Origin of the sequence: Sandarakinorhabdus cyanobacteriorum (assembly GCF_002251755.1) — a bacterium.
In the GTDB taxonomy this organism is placed as follows: domain Bacteria; phylum Pseudomonadota; class Alphaproteobacteria; order Sphingomonadales; family Sphingomonadaceae; genus Sandarakinorhabdus; species Sandarakinorhabdus cyanobacteriorum.
The window spans coordinates 1-15,017 of sequence record NZ_NOXT01000108.1; the positions used below are offsets into that span (position 1 = coordinate 1).

At 67.1% G+C, this 15,017-nt stretch carries 16 protein-coding genes; 10 read left to right on the forward strand and 6 right to left on the reverse strand.

The window, feature by feature from the left end; all coding sequences use genetic code 11:
* The first annotated feature begins 153 nt into the window (after positions 1 to 153).
* The 5 genes from CHU93_RS08535 to CHU93_RS08555 are packed head-to-tail and all read left to right on the forward strand — an operon-like array spanning position 154 to position 3,152.
* Positions 154 to 435, forward strand: a complete 282-nt coding sequence (locus CHU93_RS08535) for a DUF3572 domain-containing protein (RefSeq protein WP_243375443.1) — start codon at positions 154 to 156, stop codon at positions 433 to 435.
* Positions 432 to 1,043 (forward strand): hypothetical protein, encoded by a 612-nt coding sequence (locus CHU93_RS08540; protein ID WP_094473673.1) that lies wholly within the window; start codon positions 432 to 434, stop codon positions 1,041 to 1,043. The genes CHU93_RS08535 and CHU93_RS08540 overlap by 4 nt, the downstream gene beginning before the upstream one ends.
* A 4-nt stretch (positions 1,044 to 1,047) precedes the next feature.
* Positions 1,048 to 1,506 (forward strand): RidA family protein, encoded by a 459-nt coding sequence (locus CHU93_RS08545; RefSeq protein ID WP_094473674.1) that lies wholly within the window; start codon positions 1,048 to 1,050, stop codon positions 1,504 to 1,506.
* On the forward strand, positions 1,506 to 2,657 hold the full coding sequence (locus CHU93_RS08550; protein ID WP_094473675.1) for a GNAT family N-acetyltransferase: 1,152 nt from the start codon (positions 1,506 to 1,508) through the stop codon (positions 2,655 to 2,657). The genes CHU93_RS08545 and CHU93_RS08550 overlap by 1 nt, the downstream gene beginning before the upstream one ends.
* A complete protein-coding gene (locus CHU93_RS08555) occupies positions 2,658 to 3,152 on the forward strand; it encodes a hypothetical protein (protein ID WP_094473676.1) in 495 nt (164 codons plus the stop codon).
* Positions 3,153 to 3,336: 184 nt separating this feature from the next.
* On the opposite strand, the gene panC is transcribed toward CHU93_RS08555, so the two are convergent.
* Positions 3,337 to 4,185: a pantoate--beta-alanine ligase gene (gene panC, locus CHU93_RS08560; protein ID WP_094473677.1), complete on the reverse strand. Its 849-nt coding sequence runs from the start codon at positions 4,183 to 4,185 to the stop codon at positions 3,337 to 3,339.
* An 81-nt stretch (positions 4,186 to 4,266) separates the two neighbouring features.
* Between panC and CHU93_RS08565 the strand changes: the two genes are divergently transcribed.
* Genes CHU93_RS08565 through pgmG form a run of 3 tightly spaced genes read left to right on the forward strand, consistent with a single transcriptional unit; the run spans position 4,267 to position 6,844 of the window.
* A complete protein-coding gene (locus CHU93_RS08565) occupies positions 4,267 to 5,058 on the forward strand; it encodes a division plane positioning ATPase MipZ (RefSeq protein WP_094473678.1) in 792 nt (263 codons plus the stop codon).
* Complete coding sequence (locus tag CHU93_RS08570; RefSeq protein WP_094473679.1) at positions 5,058 to 5,468, forward strand: J domain-containing protein; 411 nt, start codon at positions 5,058 to 5,060, stop codon at positions 5,466 to 5,468. Before CHU93_RS08565 ends, CHU93_RS08570 begins: the two co-directional genes overlap by 1 nt.
* 8 nt (positions 5,469 to 5,476) lie before the next feature.
* On the forward strand, positions 5,477 to 6,844 hold the full coding sequence (gene pgmG / locus CHU93_RS08575; RefSeq protein ID WP_094473680.1) for a phosphoglucomutase/phosphomannomutase PgmG: 1,368 nt from the start codon (positions 5,477 to 5,479) through the stop codon (positions 6,842 to 6,844).
* Between the two features lie 440 nt (positions 6,845 to 7,284).
* Here the strand turns inward: pgmG and CHU93_RS08580 are convergent, their stop codons facing one another.
* Entirely contained in the window at positions 7,285 to 9,612 is a 2,328-nt protein-coding gene (locus CHU93_RS08580; RefSeq protein WP_094473681.1) for a TonB-dependent receptor, read from the reverse strand.
* A gap of 180 nt (positions 9,613 to 9,792) precedes the next feature.
* Here CHU93_RS08580 and CHU93_RS08585 point away from each other — a divergent pair, with 180 nt between their 5' ends.
* Complete coding sequence (locus tag CHU93_RS08585; RefSeq protein ID WP_243375447.1) at positions 9,793 to 10,392, forward strand: TetR/AcrR family transcriptional regulator; 600 nt, start codon at positions 9,793 to 9,795, stop codon at positions 10,390 to 10,392.
* A gap of 152 nt (positions 10,393 to 10,544) precedes the next feature.
* Here CHU93_RS08585 and CHU93_RS08590 read toward each other — a convergent pair whose 3' ends face one another.
* The 4 genes from CHU93_RS08590 to recN are packed head-to-tail and all read right to left on the reverse strand — an operon-like array spanning position 10,545 to position 14,564.
* On the reverse strand, positions 10,545 to 11,186 hold the full coding sequence (locus tag CHU93_RS08590) for a metal-dependent hydrolase (protein ID WP_094473682.1): 642 nt from the start codon (positions 11,184 to 11,186) through the stop codon (positions 10,545 to 10,547).
* Complete coding sequence (locus CHU93_RS08595) at positions 11,186 to 11,554, reverse strand: DoxX family protein (RefSeq protein WP_243375450.1); 369 nt, start codon at positions 11,552 to 11,554, stop codon at positions 11,186 to 11,188. The genes CHU93_RS08590 and CHU93_RS08595 overlap by 1 nt, the downstream gene beginning before the upstream one ends.
* A gap of 28 nt (positions 11,555 to 11,582) precedes the next feature.
* Positions 11,583 to 12,911, reverse strand: coding sequence for a serine hydrolase domain-containing protein (locus tag CHU93_RS08600; protein ID WP_094473684.1), 1,329 nt, complete (start codon positions 12,909 to 12,911; stop codon positions 11,583 to 11,585).
* On the reverse strand, positions 12,912 to 14,564 hold the full coding sequence (gene recN / locus CHU93_RS08605; RefSeq protein WP_094473685.1) for a DNA repair protein RecN: 1,653 nt from the start codon (positions 14,562 to 14,564) through the stop codon (positions 12,912 to 12,914).
* A 249-nt stretch (positions 14,565 to 14,813) separates the two neighbouring features.
* Here recN and rpmF point away from each other — a divergent pair, with 249 nt between their 5' ends.
* Positions 14,814 to 14,993 (forward strand): 50S ribosomal protein L32, encoded by a 180-nt coding sequence (rpmF, locus tag CHU93_RS08610; protein ID WP_086117514.1) that lies wholly within the window; start codon positions 14,814 to 14,816, stop codon positions 14,991 to 14,993.
* Positions 14,994 to 15,017: the final 24 nt, after the last annotated feature.

The window sequence follows — 15,017 nt, forward strand, 5'->3', positions numbered from 1 at the left end:
AACGCCCTGACAGGAAGGCTCATGAATAAGGCGGGCTAGGCCCGGTTGGCAGCCACGACCACTCCCAGATTTCGCCATGCCGGCCCGGCCGCGACCATCACAACCATCGCTGTCCGCTTGGCAGCGCCCGCGCCAGCCGGTAGGGCTGGCTGCGTGCTGCGTGACCGCCCCTCCTCCACAGATCCGGCCGTGCTGGCGCTGCAGGCGCTGGCCCATGTCGCCGGTGACGAGGCGATGGGCCCGCGCTTCCTGGCCTTGACCGGCATGGACGTGGCGGAACTGCGCGCGCACGCCGGCGAACCCGCCACGCTGATGGCGCTGATGGATTATCTGATGGCCAACGAGCATGACCTGCTCGCCACGGCCGAGGCGCTGGGCGTGAAGCCCGAAACCCTCGCCGGCGCCGCCCGCCAGCTGGGAGGGACAGACTGGTGAAACAACGGCCGCTGATCGTTTCCGATTGCGATGGCGTGCTGCTGCACTTCATCGCGCCGTTCATCGATTATCTGCGCGCCGTGCACGGCCTCACCCTCAGCCTCGACACCTTCGCGCTGACCGGCAATGTGAAGCGCCCCGACGGCACCGCCGTGCCGGCGCAGGACTTCCCGCCGCTCCTGAACGGCTTCTTTGCCGACTGGATGCACAATCAGCATCCGATCGTCGGCGCCGCTGATGCGCTGGGGCAGCTGGCCAAGGATTGCGACGTGGTGGTGCTCACCAACATTGCCGATCATCACGCCGCCCGCCGCACCACCGAACTGGCCCGGCTCGGCATGCCCTATCGCGTCATCGGCAACCAGGGCGGCAAGGGCGCGCCGCTGAAGAAGCTGCTCGACGAATTTCAGCCGACCGAGACCATCTTCATCGATGATCTGCCGCCCAACCACACATCGGTGAAGGCGCATGTGCCCCATGTCCACCGCCTGCACATGGTGGCCGAACCGGAAGTGCGCCACCTCATCCCGATGAGCCCCGATGCCCATGCCCGCCATGATGATTGGCCGGCGATGCTGTCCCACATCGAAACCATCCTGAAAGGCTGATCCCATGACCCCGGAACAAAAGCTCGCCGAACTCGGCATCACCCTGCCCAACGCCGCCGCCCCGGCCGCCAATTATGTGCCCACCGTCACCACTGGCCAGCTGATGCACATCAGCGGCCAGATCCCCTTTGCCGAGGATGGCAGCCTGATGAAAGGCCGGCTGGGTGACACGGTGGATGTCGCCTATGGCCAGGCCGCCGCCCGCCGCTGCGCCGTGGGCCTGATTGCCCAGATGAAGGCGGCGCTCGGTGATCTGGCGCGCGTCAAGCGCATCGTGAAGCTGGGCGTGTTCGTCGCCAGCCACCCCGATTTCACCGATCAGCCCGAGGTGGGCAACGGCGCGTCCAACCTGATGGTAGAGGTGTTTGGCGATGCCGGCCGCCACGCCCGCTCGGCCGTGGGCGTCGCCGTGCTGCCGCGCGGCGTTGCCGTGGAAGTGGATGCGGTGATCGAGATCGCCTGATGGCCGAATGGCAGGTGCGTGTGGTGGGCAAGGCCAGCGAGATCGCGCTGGCCGATTGGAACATCTGCGCCGGCAATGGCCATCCCTTTGCGCAAGGTGAATTTTTCCGCGCGCTGGAGGATTCGGGCAGCGCCACGGCGCGCACCGGCTGGCAACCCGTGCATCTGGTTGCTGACGGTGAGGATGGCCGCCCGGCCGGCATCCTGCCCTGTTACCTCAAAACCCACAGCCAGGGCGAATATGTCTTCGATCATGCCTGGGCCGATGCGCTGGAACGCGCCGGCGGCCGTTATTATCCCAAGCTGCAGGCGGCCTTTCCGTTCACGCCGGCCACCGGGCCACGGTTGCTGCTGCGCGACGCGGCGTGCGCCCCCGCCCTGATCGCGGCGGCCGAACAGATCACGACGTCGAACAATTTCTCCAGCGCCCACGCCACCTTCATCACACCCGAACAACAGCCGCTGTTCCGCGATGCCGGCTGGCTGATCCGCATGGGTGAACAATTCCACTGGCAGAACGACAATTACCGCGATTTCGGCGATTTTCTGGCCGCCCTCTCCTCCTCCCGCCGCAAGATGATCCGCAAGGAGCGCGAACGCGCGGTCGCCGGCCTCGACATCATCCACCTGACCGGCGCCGAGATCACGGAAAGCCATTGGGACGCGTTCTGGACCTTCTATCAGGACACGGGTGCGCGCAAATGGGGCCAGCCCTATCTCACCCGCCGCTTTTTCAGCCAGATCGGCGAGACGATGGGGGATCGCATCCTGCTGATGTTCGCGGCCCGCGCCGGCCAGCCGATTGCCGGCGCCCTCAACTTCATCGGCGATGAATGCCTCTATGGCCGCTATTGGGGCTGCACCCAGGATGTGCCCTTCCTGCATTTCGAGCTATGCTATTACCAGGCCATCGAATGGGCCATCGCCAATGGCCGCGCCCGCGTAGAAGCCGGCGCGCAAGGCCAGCACAAGCTGGCGCGCGGTTATCGCCCCACCCCGGTGATCTCGGCGCATTTCATCGCCAACGCCGGCTTCCGCCAGGCCGTTGCCGATTATCTCGGCCGCGAAACCCGGGCGATGATCGAGGAAATTGAATATCTCGATGCCCACGGCCCGTTCAGGCAACGGCAAGCAAGCGAGGCGCAAAACTGAATGATGCGCTATGCCCTGATCCTGGCCTTGATCGCCGCGCCGGCCGCCGCCACGGAGGTGATCCGCCTGTCAGACGCCCAGCGCGACGCCGTCATCACGGCGGCAGCCAACGGCCCCGAAAAGGCGCCGGTGCTCACCCCGGTGCAAACCCCACGCCCGTCTGTGCTCGACCGGCCGCTCTACCCCGAATTCTTCGCCGCCGATGGCCCGCCCATCAACGACCGCAAGGTCCACGGTGAAATGACCATGTTTGCCGGCAGCGGCGGCACCTTCGGCATCTCCGGCACCGCCATCGTGCCGGTGGGCGAAACCGGCATGGCTGCCGTTTCGGTCACCCAGGGCCGCAGCCGCTTTGGCAACATCAGCGGCTTTGGCTTTGGCTTCACCAGCGGCGATGCCCGCCGCAGCTTCAACGCCGATATCAGCAACCCCGGCCTGTTCGGGCCCGGCATCTCCGCCTTCGATCCCGGCTTCCCCCTGCGCGGCCGGCGTTAGAGCGGTTTCGGACCAATAGGGATCACTGGCACGGAGGTGATTTTGGTACTGGGCAAGGAGTGAGACGGGGGCGATGCTTGGCCATCGCAACCGACGAATGACGCCGCCCTGCGCCAAAAGCGCCCCGCCCCGAAGGGGTCGCCCAAAGGGCGATGACGGTGGTTCAGATTGGTCGGAAACCGCTCTAAAGCGCGATATTGTCGATCAGCCGCGTCGTGCCAATCACCCCGGCCCCCATCAGCCGCGCGCCGGGCTGGGCCACGCCAAGGCTGTGCAGGCTCTCGCCGTCGACCAGCTCCAGATAATCCAGCCGCACGAACCCGGCGGCCTTGATCCTCCGTTCCCCAGCCGCCAGCGCGGCGGCCACCGGCATGCCGGCCAATATCGCATCGCGCGTCGCCACCAGCGCCCGCGGCAGCGCCAGCGCGCGGGCGCGTTCATCGGCCGACAGATAGGCATTGCGGCTCGAAAGCGCCAACCCGTCCGCATCGCGCACGATGGCACAACCGATGATCCGCGTCGCAATGTCGAGATCGGCCGCCATGCGCCGGATGATCGCCAGCTGCTGCCAATCCTTCTCGCCAAACACCGCCACATCGGCGCCAGCGGCACTCAGCAGCTTGGCCACCACGGTCGCCACACCATCGAAATGCCCCGGCCGCACCCGCCCGCACAACAGATCGGGCAAGCCCGACACCCGCACGAAACTGGCAAAGCCCGGCGGATACATGGTCGCCACATCCGGCGCATACAAAAGGCTGCACCCCGCCCCGGCCAGCTTGGCGGCATCGCCGGCCTCGTCACGCGGATAACGGTCCAGATCCTCGCCGGGGCCAAACTGCTTGGGGTTCACGAAAATCGACGCGGCCACCACATCGGCCTGTTCCAGCCCCTTGCCCACCAGCGCCAGATGGCCGGCATGCAGCGCGCCCATGGTCGGCACAAACGCCACACGCTTGCCCGCCAGCTGCCAGGCCCGCACCTGGGCGCGGAGCGCGGCTGGGGTTCGCACGATGGGCAGCGGGCTGGTCATAAGCACTTCACGCGGTTGACTTGCGCGCCCGGCTGTGGGCGATACGGGCGCCAGTTGCAAGCCTCAAGGCTGCCAGTCGGGATGGGGATAATCGTGACCGCACATGTGATCGTGCTCGCCAATGAAAAGGGCGGCACCGGCAAATCCACCACCGCCGTCCATATCGGCGTCGCCCTGGCGCTGGCCGGCCACCGCACCGCGCTGATCGATCTCGACAGCCGGCAGCGCACGTCCACCCGCTATCTCGAAAACCGCTGGCACCATGCCCAGCGTCACGGCCTCACCCTGCCCGTCCCCGATGTTGCCGTGGTTGCCGATGGGGATGGCGCCGTCGATGAACTTGCCCTGCGCTTTTCCCAGGCCAGCGTGCTCGATTTCATCGTGGTCGATTCCCCCGGCCGCGATTCGGCCCTGGCCCGCGCCGCCATGGCCCGCGCCGACACGCTGGTCACCCCGATCAATGACAGTTTCGTCGATTTCGACCTGATCGGCGAAGTCGATGGCGAGACCTTCGCGGTCAACAAGCCCAGCTTCTACGCCGAACTCGTCTGGGAAGCCCGCACGGCCCGCGCCCGCGAACAGGGCAAGCAGATGGATTGGGTGGTCTTGCGCAACCGCCTCTCCGCCCTTGATGCCCGCAACAAGCAGCGCGTGGGCGCCGCGCTTGATGGCCTGGCCAAGCGCATCGGCTTCCGCGTGCTGCCCGGCCTGTCCGAACGCGTCATCTACCGCGAATTCTTCCCGCGCGGCCTCACCCTGCTGGATCGCGCCGCCCTCACCGATTTCTCGCTGTCCCACGTCGCCGCCCGCAACGAACTGCGCGCGCTCATCGCCGGCCTCAACCTGCCCGGCGGCGTCGATCTGGCCGCCTGATGCTGCTGGCGATCCTTGCCGTCGCCGCGCTGGCTTGGTGGCTGCACCGCGAAGGCCTGCTGCTGCCCAATCTCATCCGGTTGGGTGGCACCGCGGCGGCCGGCCTGCTCGCCGTGCGCTTCCTCACCAGCGGCCGCATCCTGATGGCCGCCCTGGCCGCCGCCATCGCCTTTGGCTGGTGGGTCTGGAACAGCAACGGCTCCAGCGGCAACCGCCGCCTCACGTCCGCCGCCCGCCTGCTCGGCGTACCCGAAGACGCGCCGGCCGAGGTGATCTGGCAGGCCTGGCGGCAGAAAATGGCCAGCGCCCACCCCGATGCCGGCGGCAGCGATGATCAGGCCCAGGCCCTCACCGCCGCGCGCGACCTGCTGATCAGCGCCGCCGAAAAGCGCCGCGACAGCCGGGATTGAACCCCAGCATGGCCCACCGCCTGAACCCCGTCGCTTTGCGCGAATATGATATCCGTGGCGTCGTCGGCACCGATCTCGATGCCGCTGATGTCGAAGCCGCCGCCCGCAGTTTCGGCACCATGGTCAGGCGCGATGGCGGCAGCCGCGTCATGCTGGGCCGGGATGGCCGTCTCACCTCGCCCGAACTCGCCGCTGCAGCCACCAGGGGCCTCCTGGCCAGCGGCTGCGATGTCACCGACATCGGCCTTGCCCCGTCACCCATGCTCTACTTCAGCGTGTTCGACACCGGCGCCGATGCCGGGCTGATGATCACCGCCAGCCACAACCCACCGGAATGGAATGGCATCAAGCTTATCCTGCGCCACCGTCCATTCTATGGCGCGGATATCGCGGAACTGGGCGCGATCTCGGCCGCCGGCAATTGGGAAAGCGACGCCGGCAGGCTCAGCCATGCCCCCATGATCGATCGCTATGTCGCCCGGCTGGCCGGCGATTATCAGGGCGGTGCCTTCACCATCGCCTGGGATTGCAGCAACGGCGCCGCCGGCCCGGTGGTGGAGCGGCTGATCCGCCTGCTGCCCGGCACGCACCATCTGGTGCACAGCGAAGTTGACGGCCGCTTCCCCAATCACGAACCTGATCCCACCATCGAAGCCAATCTGGCCGATCTGAAACGGGTGGTGATCGACCGCGGCTGCGATTTTGGAGTCGCCTTCGATGGCGACGCCGATCGCATCGGCGCAGTCGATGGCCAGGGGCGCATGTTGGGGGGCGATGAACTGCTGGCCATCCTGGCCGAACCGGTGCTCAAGGCCCAGCCAGGCGCTGCCATCATCGCTGATGTGAAGGCCAGCCAGGCCCTGTTCGATCGCATCGCCGCCCTGGGCGGCCGGCCCGACATGTGGAAATCCGGCCACAGCCTGGTCAAGGCCCGGTTGCAGGCGCTGGATGCGCCGCTGGCCGGCGAAATGGGCGGCCACATCATCTTTGGCCACCGCTGGTACGGTGTGGATGACGGCATTTTGGCCGCGCTGCGCCTGATGGAGGCCGTCAGCGCCGCCGGCACCAGCCTCACCGCGCTGAAATCCGCCATGCCGGTGATGGTCAACACGCCCGAACTGCGCATCCCCTGCCCCGAGAATCGCAAATTCGCCGTGGTCGCCGAGGTGCTGGCCCGTTTGCGCGCCACCAACGCGCGCATCAATGAAACCGACGGCGCCCGCGTCATGCGCGACGACGGCTGGTGGCTGCTGCGCGCCTCCAACACCCAAGCAGCCGTAACCGCCCGCGTCGAAGCCCGCGACGCCGCCGCGCTGGCCCGGATGCAGGCGGAGCTGGCGGAGCAGCTGAGGCTGTCCGGCGTGGATTGGGGCTGAATGGCAAATCAGGTCCTCCCCAAACTTGTTTGGGGCGGTGCCGAGCGGAGCGCGGCGGAGGGGCTGCGCCCATACCAGCGGGCTTGCCGCCCCGATCCTCCCCAAACTTGTTTGGGGAGGTGGCGCCGCAGGCGACGGAGGGGCAGCGCCCATACCACCGGGATCGCCACTCAGATCCTCCCCCTCTGGGGGAGGTGCCCGCAGGGCGGAGGGGGCCGCGCCTTTGCCATATGGCCTCGCCCAAAGGCCGCGCGGCCGGCGGAAAAGCCGCCGAGTCCGCTGAACAGGGGGAGGAAAGGCAGAAAAAGCGCGGCAGAGCCGCGCCGTCGGACGACTCACGAAAAGGGCGGCCTGAGGGCCGCCCTTTTTGGTCGCCGGCCGAGCTTGCCGGAGTCGGTGGATAGTGCTGTGCACTATCCACTCGCCCGGCAGCGCTGCGCTCAGAACCGCACGCCCACCATCACGCTGAACGTGCGCGGGTCACCATAATAAACCGTCTGGATATTCCCCACCGAACTGAACTCCTGCCCGTCCGTCCGGTACAGCCGGTCAAACAGATTCTTCACGCCCGCCTGGCCATACCAGCGGCCACCGGCCGCATCATAACGCACCAGCGCGTTGGCCAGCCAATAGCCCGGCTCGGTCAGGCCGGGGCGGTTGTCCACGCTCAGGAAATGCTTGCCAACATGGCGGGCATCCACGCCCAGCGTGATGCTGCCCTCGCCCACCGGGATGCGATAATCGGTGGCCAGGTTCAGCGTGATCGGCGGCGCAAAGGCCGGCTCGCAGGTCACGGCATTGCCGGTCGGGTTGCAGCTGAAGCTTTGCGGCGGCACCCGGCGCCCGTCGTTGAACACATCATATTTGGCATCGAGATAGCCAAGGCTGCCGCGCAGGGTCCAATATTTGGTCGGCTTGGCCGTGGCCTCCAGTTCAAAGCCCCAGATGGACATCTTGCCGGCGTTCAGCACCGGGAACACCCCCGTCGACCCCACGGTGCCGCCGCCCACACGCGCCTGGAAATCGCGGAAATCGCTGTAGAACAGGCTGGCCGCGACAAACAGCTTGGCATCGGCAAAGCTGCCCTTGGCGCCGGTTTCATAGGTCCACACGGTTTCCGGGTTGAAGCGCGTCACCAGCGTCGGCGCGCCGTTCACCACCAGCGTCAGATCATTCACACTGTTGGCACGGCCGTTGAACCCGCCCGACTTGAAGCCACGGGCAGCCGAGACATAAAGCAGGCTGTCATCGCCCGGCTTGTACGACAGGGTGAAACTGGGCGTCCACGCGCCAAATTCGGCCTTGTTGTCGAGGTTCAGCGGCGCCGGCAGATTGTCCGGGAAGCGGAACGCGACATTGTTCAGAAACGCCTGGTTCGAGGCCGTGGTGGTGAAGCGATTGTAGGTCCGCTCCTCCCAGGTGTAACGCAGGCCGGCCGTGAAGCTCAGCGCCTCGGTGAACTTGTAGCTTGCCTGGCCAAAGGCGGCATAGCTCTTGGTGCGCTGGGCATCATCGATCAGCCGCGTGAAGGTCACCGGGCCGCCCAGGAAGGTGAACAGGTCATCGGCATAGGCTTCCTGGTGCGACCGCACCCGCTCGTTCAGGTAAAACAGCCCGAACACGCCGGAGAATTTCTCCGTGTTCCACTTCAGCTGCATTTCCTGGCTGAACTGGCGCTGGTCGATCCCCACGAACACATCGCCCATCTCGGTTTCGGCGGCATCGATGTCGATGAACAGGTCCGGGTCCAGCTTGCGCCAGCTGGTGATGCTGGTCAGGGTGATGGCGTCGTTCACCGTCCAGTTGGCGGTGATATTGGCGCCCCAATGGTCAAGCTTCTGGCCTTCATTGCCGCGGAAGCTGGTTGAGGCGCGGAAATCATAACGGCCATAGGGCTCGGCCGGCACCGCCGTGCGCACGCCAGCCGGGAACAGGCTGGTCTGGATCAGCGGCGCGGTGGGATAGCCCAGGGTCAGGGCATTGCGCTGCCGGTTGTAATCGCCCGACATCAGGATTTCGAGATTGTCGGTCGCCTGTGCACGCAGGATGGACCGGAAGGTCAGGCTGTCCCGGTCGTTGTACTTGCGGCCCGTGCGCGGATCGGTCACCAGGCCATCGCGCTTGTCCCACTGGCCCGCCAGGCTCAGCGCCAGCCGGTCGCCACCCAGCGGTGCAGATACATAGCCGTTCAGCACCCACTGGTTGTAGCTGCCATATTGCACCGAGGCTTCGGCGCGCGTGTCGGTGAAGCTGGGCTTGCGGCTGACGATGGACAGGGCGCCGCCCGTGGTGTTCTTGCCATAAAGCGTGCCCTGCGGCCCGCGCAGCACCTCGATCCGCTCGACATCGAACAGATTGAGCAGCGCGCCCTGGATGCGGGACAGATAGACACCATCGACATAGATGCCGACGGCCGGATCGAACGTCTGCAGCGCATCGGGCTGGCCCAGGCCGCGGATGAAGATATTGGCACTCGCCGCCGAACCACGCCCCTGCACCAGGTTGAGGTTGGGCGCCGTGCCTTGCAGGCCCGACAGGTCAACCGCCTGGAATTTCTGCAGATCGGCCTGCGAAAAGGCGGTGACGGCCACCGGTACGTCGATCAGCTTTTCCTCACGCCGGCGGGCCGACACCACAATCTCGGCGGATTCAACGCTGTCGTCCGCCGCCACGGCCGCGGCCGCCTGATCGGCCTGCGCCGCCACCGGCAGCGCACCCAGCAGCCCCACACCGGCCAACAGCATCATGCGCACACGCATTGTCATCATCGCTCTCCCCACCAGGGCCGGGCCGCTTCCGATGGCCGGGCTTGTTTCTGCTTGGGCAATGGAATACTGAAACCTGAACCAGGATTCAACTCTGGAACAAGACAGGCCGGCAATTTGTGGCTATTGGGGGCGGGATTGGCTGAGGATGTGACTTTGCAGCAACAAGCGCCCCCCTTGCCGGTGGCCGCCGCCGACAAGACCCCGCGCACCGCCCGCGGGCAGCGCACCGTGCGCATCATCCTGGATGCCGCCGCCGCCGAATTTGGCGAGCGCGGCTATCACGACGGCAGCATCGCGCGCATCGCCCAGCGCGCCGGCGTCGCCATCGGCAGCTTCTACACCTGGTTCGATTCGAAAGAGGCGGTGTTCCGCGCGCTCGTGGCCGACATGAGCCGCCAGGTGCGCGAGCATGTCGTGCCGCACATATTGGCGGCGCCCGATCGCCTGTCCGGCGAACGCGCCGGCCTCGCCGCCTTTCTCGATTTCGTCCGCACCCACAAGGCGCTCTATCGCATCATCGATGAAAGCGCCTTCGTCGCCGAAGACGCCTATCGCGCCCATTATGTCAGCGTCGCCGAAGGCTATGCCACCTCATTGGCCCAAGCCTTCGGCAAGGGTGAGGTTTCGGATGGCGACTGGCAGGTGCGCGCCTGGGCCATCATGGGCATGAACGTGTTCCTGGGCCTGAAGTTCGGCGTTTGGGATGAAACGCGCAGCACGGCCGACATTGCTGCGGCTGCCCACGCCCTGATCAGCGACGGTCTGGCGCCGCGCCGCTGACCCGCACGGGCCGGATTTCGGCCTTGCACATTACAGTCATGTAACTATTGTGAAGGCAGCCGGCACCGGCTCGGCCGTTCCCCCCTGTTATGGCCCAGCCGGGTCGCGGGGGCACTGGCCCACCCAGACACCCCCGCGACAGCCGGCACCCGTCAGGTTCGCCGGTCGGCGCGGTCAACCAGCCAACCCAACCCGATCGCCAGCCCAAAGCCCAGCAGCGCCAGCGCCGCCATGCCGGCCGGGCTTGGCGGCTCGCCCGGCACGGCATTGACCGCGCCCAGCACCAGCAAACCGAAAAACCAGCCCAGCGCCGGCCGGGCCGCCTGCCCCGCCGCCACGCGCCGGCCCACCCACCAGGCCACCGCCAGGCCGAGCAGACCCGCTACCACCAGCATCTCCAGCACCGGCAAATTCCACAGCCCCAGGCCCAGTTTCAGCGTGCCGCCCGGCCACAGCAGCAGATCAGGCCGGTGCACGACGAAATCGGCCACCCAGTGCGAGAAAACCGCCACGCCCAGCCACAAAGCGGTCACGCCATACCAGCGTGCGGCCACCGCAGCCGCCGCCAGCGACCACAATATCGCCGCCAAAAGACTGTGCGTATAAGGCATGTGATACAAATCGAGCGGCGATCCGGGCAGGCCGGGCACCACCCGCAGCTTCTCCACCCCCGCCCAGATCAGCCCGGCCCAGCCAATGTCCATCAGCTGCGCCGCCCCCACACAGGCCCAGAACGGCAGCTGCGGCCGCACCGTCTTCACCGCCACCGATGCCGCGAAATGCCCGATGAACATCAGCGCCTCCCCCCGAATGGCCAATGGGTGACGCCGCCAGCCCACAGCGCCCACCACACGATCACGGGCTGCGCCAGCAACCGCGGCCCATGATAACCCCAGCCCAGGATTTGCCCATTGATCGCAATGCCTTCCACGGCATGCTTGATATTCGCCGGGAACACGCACACCGCATAGGCCGCCAAACCCCAGGCCGCCGCCACCCGCAGGCGCGGGATCATCAGGCCAATCGCGCCGGCAATTTCCGCCACCCCCGTCGCCAGCACCACATCGCGCGGAAACGGTACCCAATCCGGCACGATGGGCAGAAAACCATCCGGGCTTTTCAGATGGATAACACCAACCGCCGCATAGGCGATGGCCAGCATGGCCCGTGCAACCCTGCGGGCAGGCGCCTCAGCGCCCATCCGCATCCCGCGCCAGCGCCGCAGCCAGATCCCTGTCGCGCGGCAAGGTCGAATCGCCCATGGTCTGCAGCATCAGCACCACGCCGAACTGCCGGACCCGGTCGGCCATGAACAAGGTGCCGGCAGCCCCGCCCCAGCCATAGGCATCAGCGGTGCCGCCACCCCAGGTCGATGTCGCCGCCTGGCCCGTGCCCCGGGTGTCGAACAGGGTGACCCGCCCGCCAGCGCCATAGCCATGGCTGCCATCGAAAAACACGCCCGGCGGCAGCAAATTGCTGGTCGCCAACCGCGCCACACCGCGCGGCAAAATGGTGCGGCCTTCAAATTGCCCTTCGTTCAGAACCATTTGCGCAAACCTGGCATAATCGCGCGCCGAACTCACCAACCCGCCACCGCCCGAAAGCAGCTTGGGCCGGGTGGTGAATCCATCCTTTTCCAGCAGCGAAATCGGGATCGGCTTGTCCAGCCGCTTGGTGGTGCCGGGCGCCGTCCACAGATAATTGGCCGCCAGCCGCGCCTTGTCCTGCGCCCAGAAACCGGTGTCCCGCATCCCCAGCGGCCCCAGGATCTGCTGCTCCAGCACCGTGTCGAACGTCTTGCTGGTCAGGCGTTCCAGCAGGGCGCCGGCCACGTCGAGGCCCACCGAATATTTCCACGCCGTTCCCGGATCCAGCACCAGCGGCAGCCCGGCCAGCGCCGTGGCCATCACCTGCAGATCGGGCAGCGGCCCCTCGCCCGGTTGCAGGAAGGCCGGCACGCTGCCCGGCTGGATGCCGATCCGCCTATATTCCTTCTCCAGCGGGCCGTTGCCATTGATGGAATAGGAAAAACCGGCCGTGTGGGTCAGCAGGTGGCGCACCGTGATCGGCCGCGCCGCCGGCCGCGATTCCAGCCCCTTGGCCGGATCGATCAGCACAGTCATCTGCCGGAACTCCGGCATGATGTCGGCGATCGGCTGGTCCAGCTTCAATTCGCCGGTGGCCACCCGCTGCATGATCGCCATGGCGGTAATCGGCTTCGACATGGAATAGACCCGCCACAGCGTGTCGGGCGTCACCTTGGTGCTGCCGCCAAAGGCCGTGACACCGGCCGAAACAAACACCGGCTTGTGCTTGCCGGGTTCCACCAGCGCCACCACCGCCCCTGGTACCCGCCCTTGCGCCACATATTCATCAATCAACGACTGCACCGCATCATGGCGCAACGGCGCCAACGGCGGCAGCGGCAGTTGCGCACCGGCCCGGCCTGCCGCACCCGCCCCGGCCGCCGCCATGGCAATGGCCTGCAACATCTGGCGCCGATCAACCGCGTGCATCATTCAATCCCCTTCCAGCAGGCGCCGGGCCTGGGCCCGGGCTTCGGGCGTCACGTCCGCCCCCGACAACATGCGGGCAATCTCTTCCTGCCGGGCCGCGGCGTCAAGCAACGCCAGATTGGTGCGCGCCATGCTGCCGTCGCTGGCCTTTTCGATGCGCCAATGGCTGTGGCCACGCGCCGCCACCTGCGGGCTGTGGGTCACCACCAGCACCTGGGCCTGGCCTGCCAGCCGCGCCAGCCGCTCGCCAATGGCAGAGGCCACGGCACCACCCACCCCGCGGTCAATCTCGTCAAAGATCATCGTGCCGGCGCTGCCCGTGCTGGCCAGCGCCACCTTCAACGCCAGGATGAAGCGCGACAATTCCCCGCCCGACGCGATTTTCATCAGCGGCGCGAAATCGGCGCCCGGATTGGTGGCAATCTCGAACTCCACCCGTTCCTGCCCCTCCGGCCCCCAGTCGCTCACTGGCAGCGCTGCCAACGCGGTGCGGAACCGGGCGGTATCCAGCTTCAGCGGGGCCAGTTCGCCGGCCACCGCTGAATCCAGCCGGGCTGCGGCTGCCGTGCGCGCGGCCGACAGCTGCGCCGCTGCCCGGCCATAGGCTGCTTCGGCCGCCGCCACCGCTGCATCCAGCGCCACCAGCCCACCCTCGCCTGCCACCAATGCGGCCGCACGGGCCTGCAGCGTTTCGGCCAACGCCGGCAGCGCATCGGCCTCCACCTTGTGCTTGCGCGCCATCGCCCGCAGCTCGAACAGCCGCGCCTCCACCTGTTCCAGCCGGGCCGGGTCGGCGTCCAGTGCCTGCGTCGCCTCGATCAGGCGGGTTTCAGCCTCGCCAGCCTCCACCAGCGCCCGGTCCAGCGCGGCCAGCGCCTCGGCCAGCAGATCATGCTCTCCGCTGATCCGGTCAAGCCGGCGGGCGGCCTGGGCCAGCGTGGCGCTGCCCGTGGTCAATTGTCCGGCCACGGCCGCCAGATCATCGGCAATGCGCGCGCCCTTCTGCATGGCGGCACGGGCAAGGGCTAGTTCGCCCTCTTCCCCCACTTGGGCCGCGAGAGCCTGCAATTCGGCCACGGCATGATCCAGCCACTCGCGGTCGCGCTGGTCCTCAGCCAACCGGGCCCTGGCGGCCTGTGCCTCGGCTTCGGCCGCCTTCCACGCCGTCCAGGCCGTCCTGCAGTCCGCAACGGCTCCGCCCAGCCCGCCAAACTGGTCCAGCAGCGCGCGATGGCCCTTGGGGCTCAACAGGCCGCGCTCGTCATGCTGGCCATGGATTTCAACCAGCGCGCCGCCCAGTTCGCGCAGCAACGCCGCCGAGACCGGCTGGTCGTTCACAAAGGCCCGGCTGCCGCCATCGGCCTTCAACTGGCGGCGCAGGATGATCGGGCCATCACCATCCAGCTCATGCTCGGCCAGCAGCGCCCGCACCGGGTGGTCCGCCGCAACCTCGAATTCGGCCACCACCCGCGCCGCTTCGCAGCCCGCGCGCACCAGCCCGGCATCGGCACGATTGCCCAGCACGAGCCCCAGCGCATCCAGCAAGATGGACTTGCCGGCCCCGGTTTCTCCGGTCAGCACAACCAGCCCCGGCGCCAGATCCAGCGCCAGCGCCTCGATCAGCACGATATTCTGTATGGCAAGCCCGGTCAGCACCTCGCCCTGTTAGCCGATTGCCCGCTCCCCAAGCGAGAGGCATTTTCAGCGCCTGCCCCGCCGCCTCGCAACCTAGGTCCACGCCATTCCCGCTTGCATGCCGGCGAAAATCGAATATAGGCGCGTGCTTCTTCCGTTGTTCCGGGATGAACCGGCCCGGCCATGTCGCATGGCCGCTGCGCAAGCTGGCCATGGTTCGCATCGGTTCCCGGAAATTCGCCGAACCAGATTGATTGATACAGGTGCCCCATGGCCGTTCCCAAGCGCAAGACCTCGCCTTCCCGCCGCAACATGCGTCGCAGCCATCATGCGCTCACCGCCACCCAGTTTCAGGAATGCCCGAACTGCGGTGAACTGAAGCTGCCCCACAATGTGTGCGGTGCTTGCGGTTTCTACAACGGCCGCGAAGTCGTCGCCGTCGAAGCCTGATTGCTGGCCAACGCCGGTTTGGCC

Excerpts from the sequence above, each read along its gene's own strand:
- CHU93_RS08545 (WP_094473674.1), top strand. The coding sequence starts at position 1,048 with ATGACCCCGGAACAAAAGCTCGCCGAACTCGGCATCACCCTGCCCAAC.
- CHU93_RS08550 (WP_094473675.1), top strand. The coding sequence starts at position 1,506 with ATGGCCGAATGGCAGGTGCGTGTGGTGGGCAAGGCCAGCGAGATCGCG.
- CHU93_RS08555 (WP_094473676.1), top strand. The coding sequence starts at position 2,658 with ATGATGCGCTATGCCCTGATCCTGGCCTTGATCGCCGCGCCGGCCGCC.
- panC (WP_094473677.1), bottom strand. The coding sequence starts at position 4,185 with ATGACCAGCCCGCTGCCCATCGTGCGAACCCCAGCCGCGCTCCGCGCC.
- CHU93_RS08565 (WP_094473678.1), top strand. The coding sequence starts at position 4,267 with ATGGGGATAATCGTGACCGCACATGTGATCGTGCTCGCCAATGAAAAG.
- CHU93_RS08570 (WP_094473679.1), top strand. The coding sequence starts at position 5,058 with ATGCTGCTGGCGATCCTTGCCGTCGCCGCGCTGGCTTGGTGGCTGCAC.
- pgmG (WP_094473680.1), top strand. The coding sequence starts at position 5,477 with ATGGCCCACCGCCTGAACCCCGTCGCTTTGCGCGAATATGATATCCGT.
- CHU93_RS08580 (WP_094473681.1), bottom strand. The coding sequence starts at position 9,612 with ATGATGACAATGCGTGTGCGCATGATGCTGTTGGCCGGTGTGGGGCTG.
- CHU93_RS08590 (WP_094473682.1), bottom strand. The coding sequence starts at position 11,186 with ATGTTCATCGGGCATTTCGCGGCATCGGTGGCGGTGAAGACGGTGCGG.
- CHU93_RS08595 (WP_243375450.1), bottom strand. The coding sequence starts at position 11,554 with ATGCTGGCCATCGCCTATGCGGCGGTTGGTGTTATCCATCTGAAAAGC.
- CHU93_RS08600 (WP_094473684.1), bottom strand. The coding sequence starts at position 12,911 with ATGATGCACGCGGTTGATCGGCGCCAGATGTTGCAGGCCATTGCCATG.
- rpmF (WP_086117514.1), top strand. The coding sequence starts at position 14,814 with ATGGCCGTTCCCAAGCGCAAGACCTCGCCTTCCCGCCGCAACATGCGT.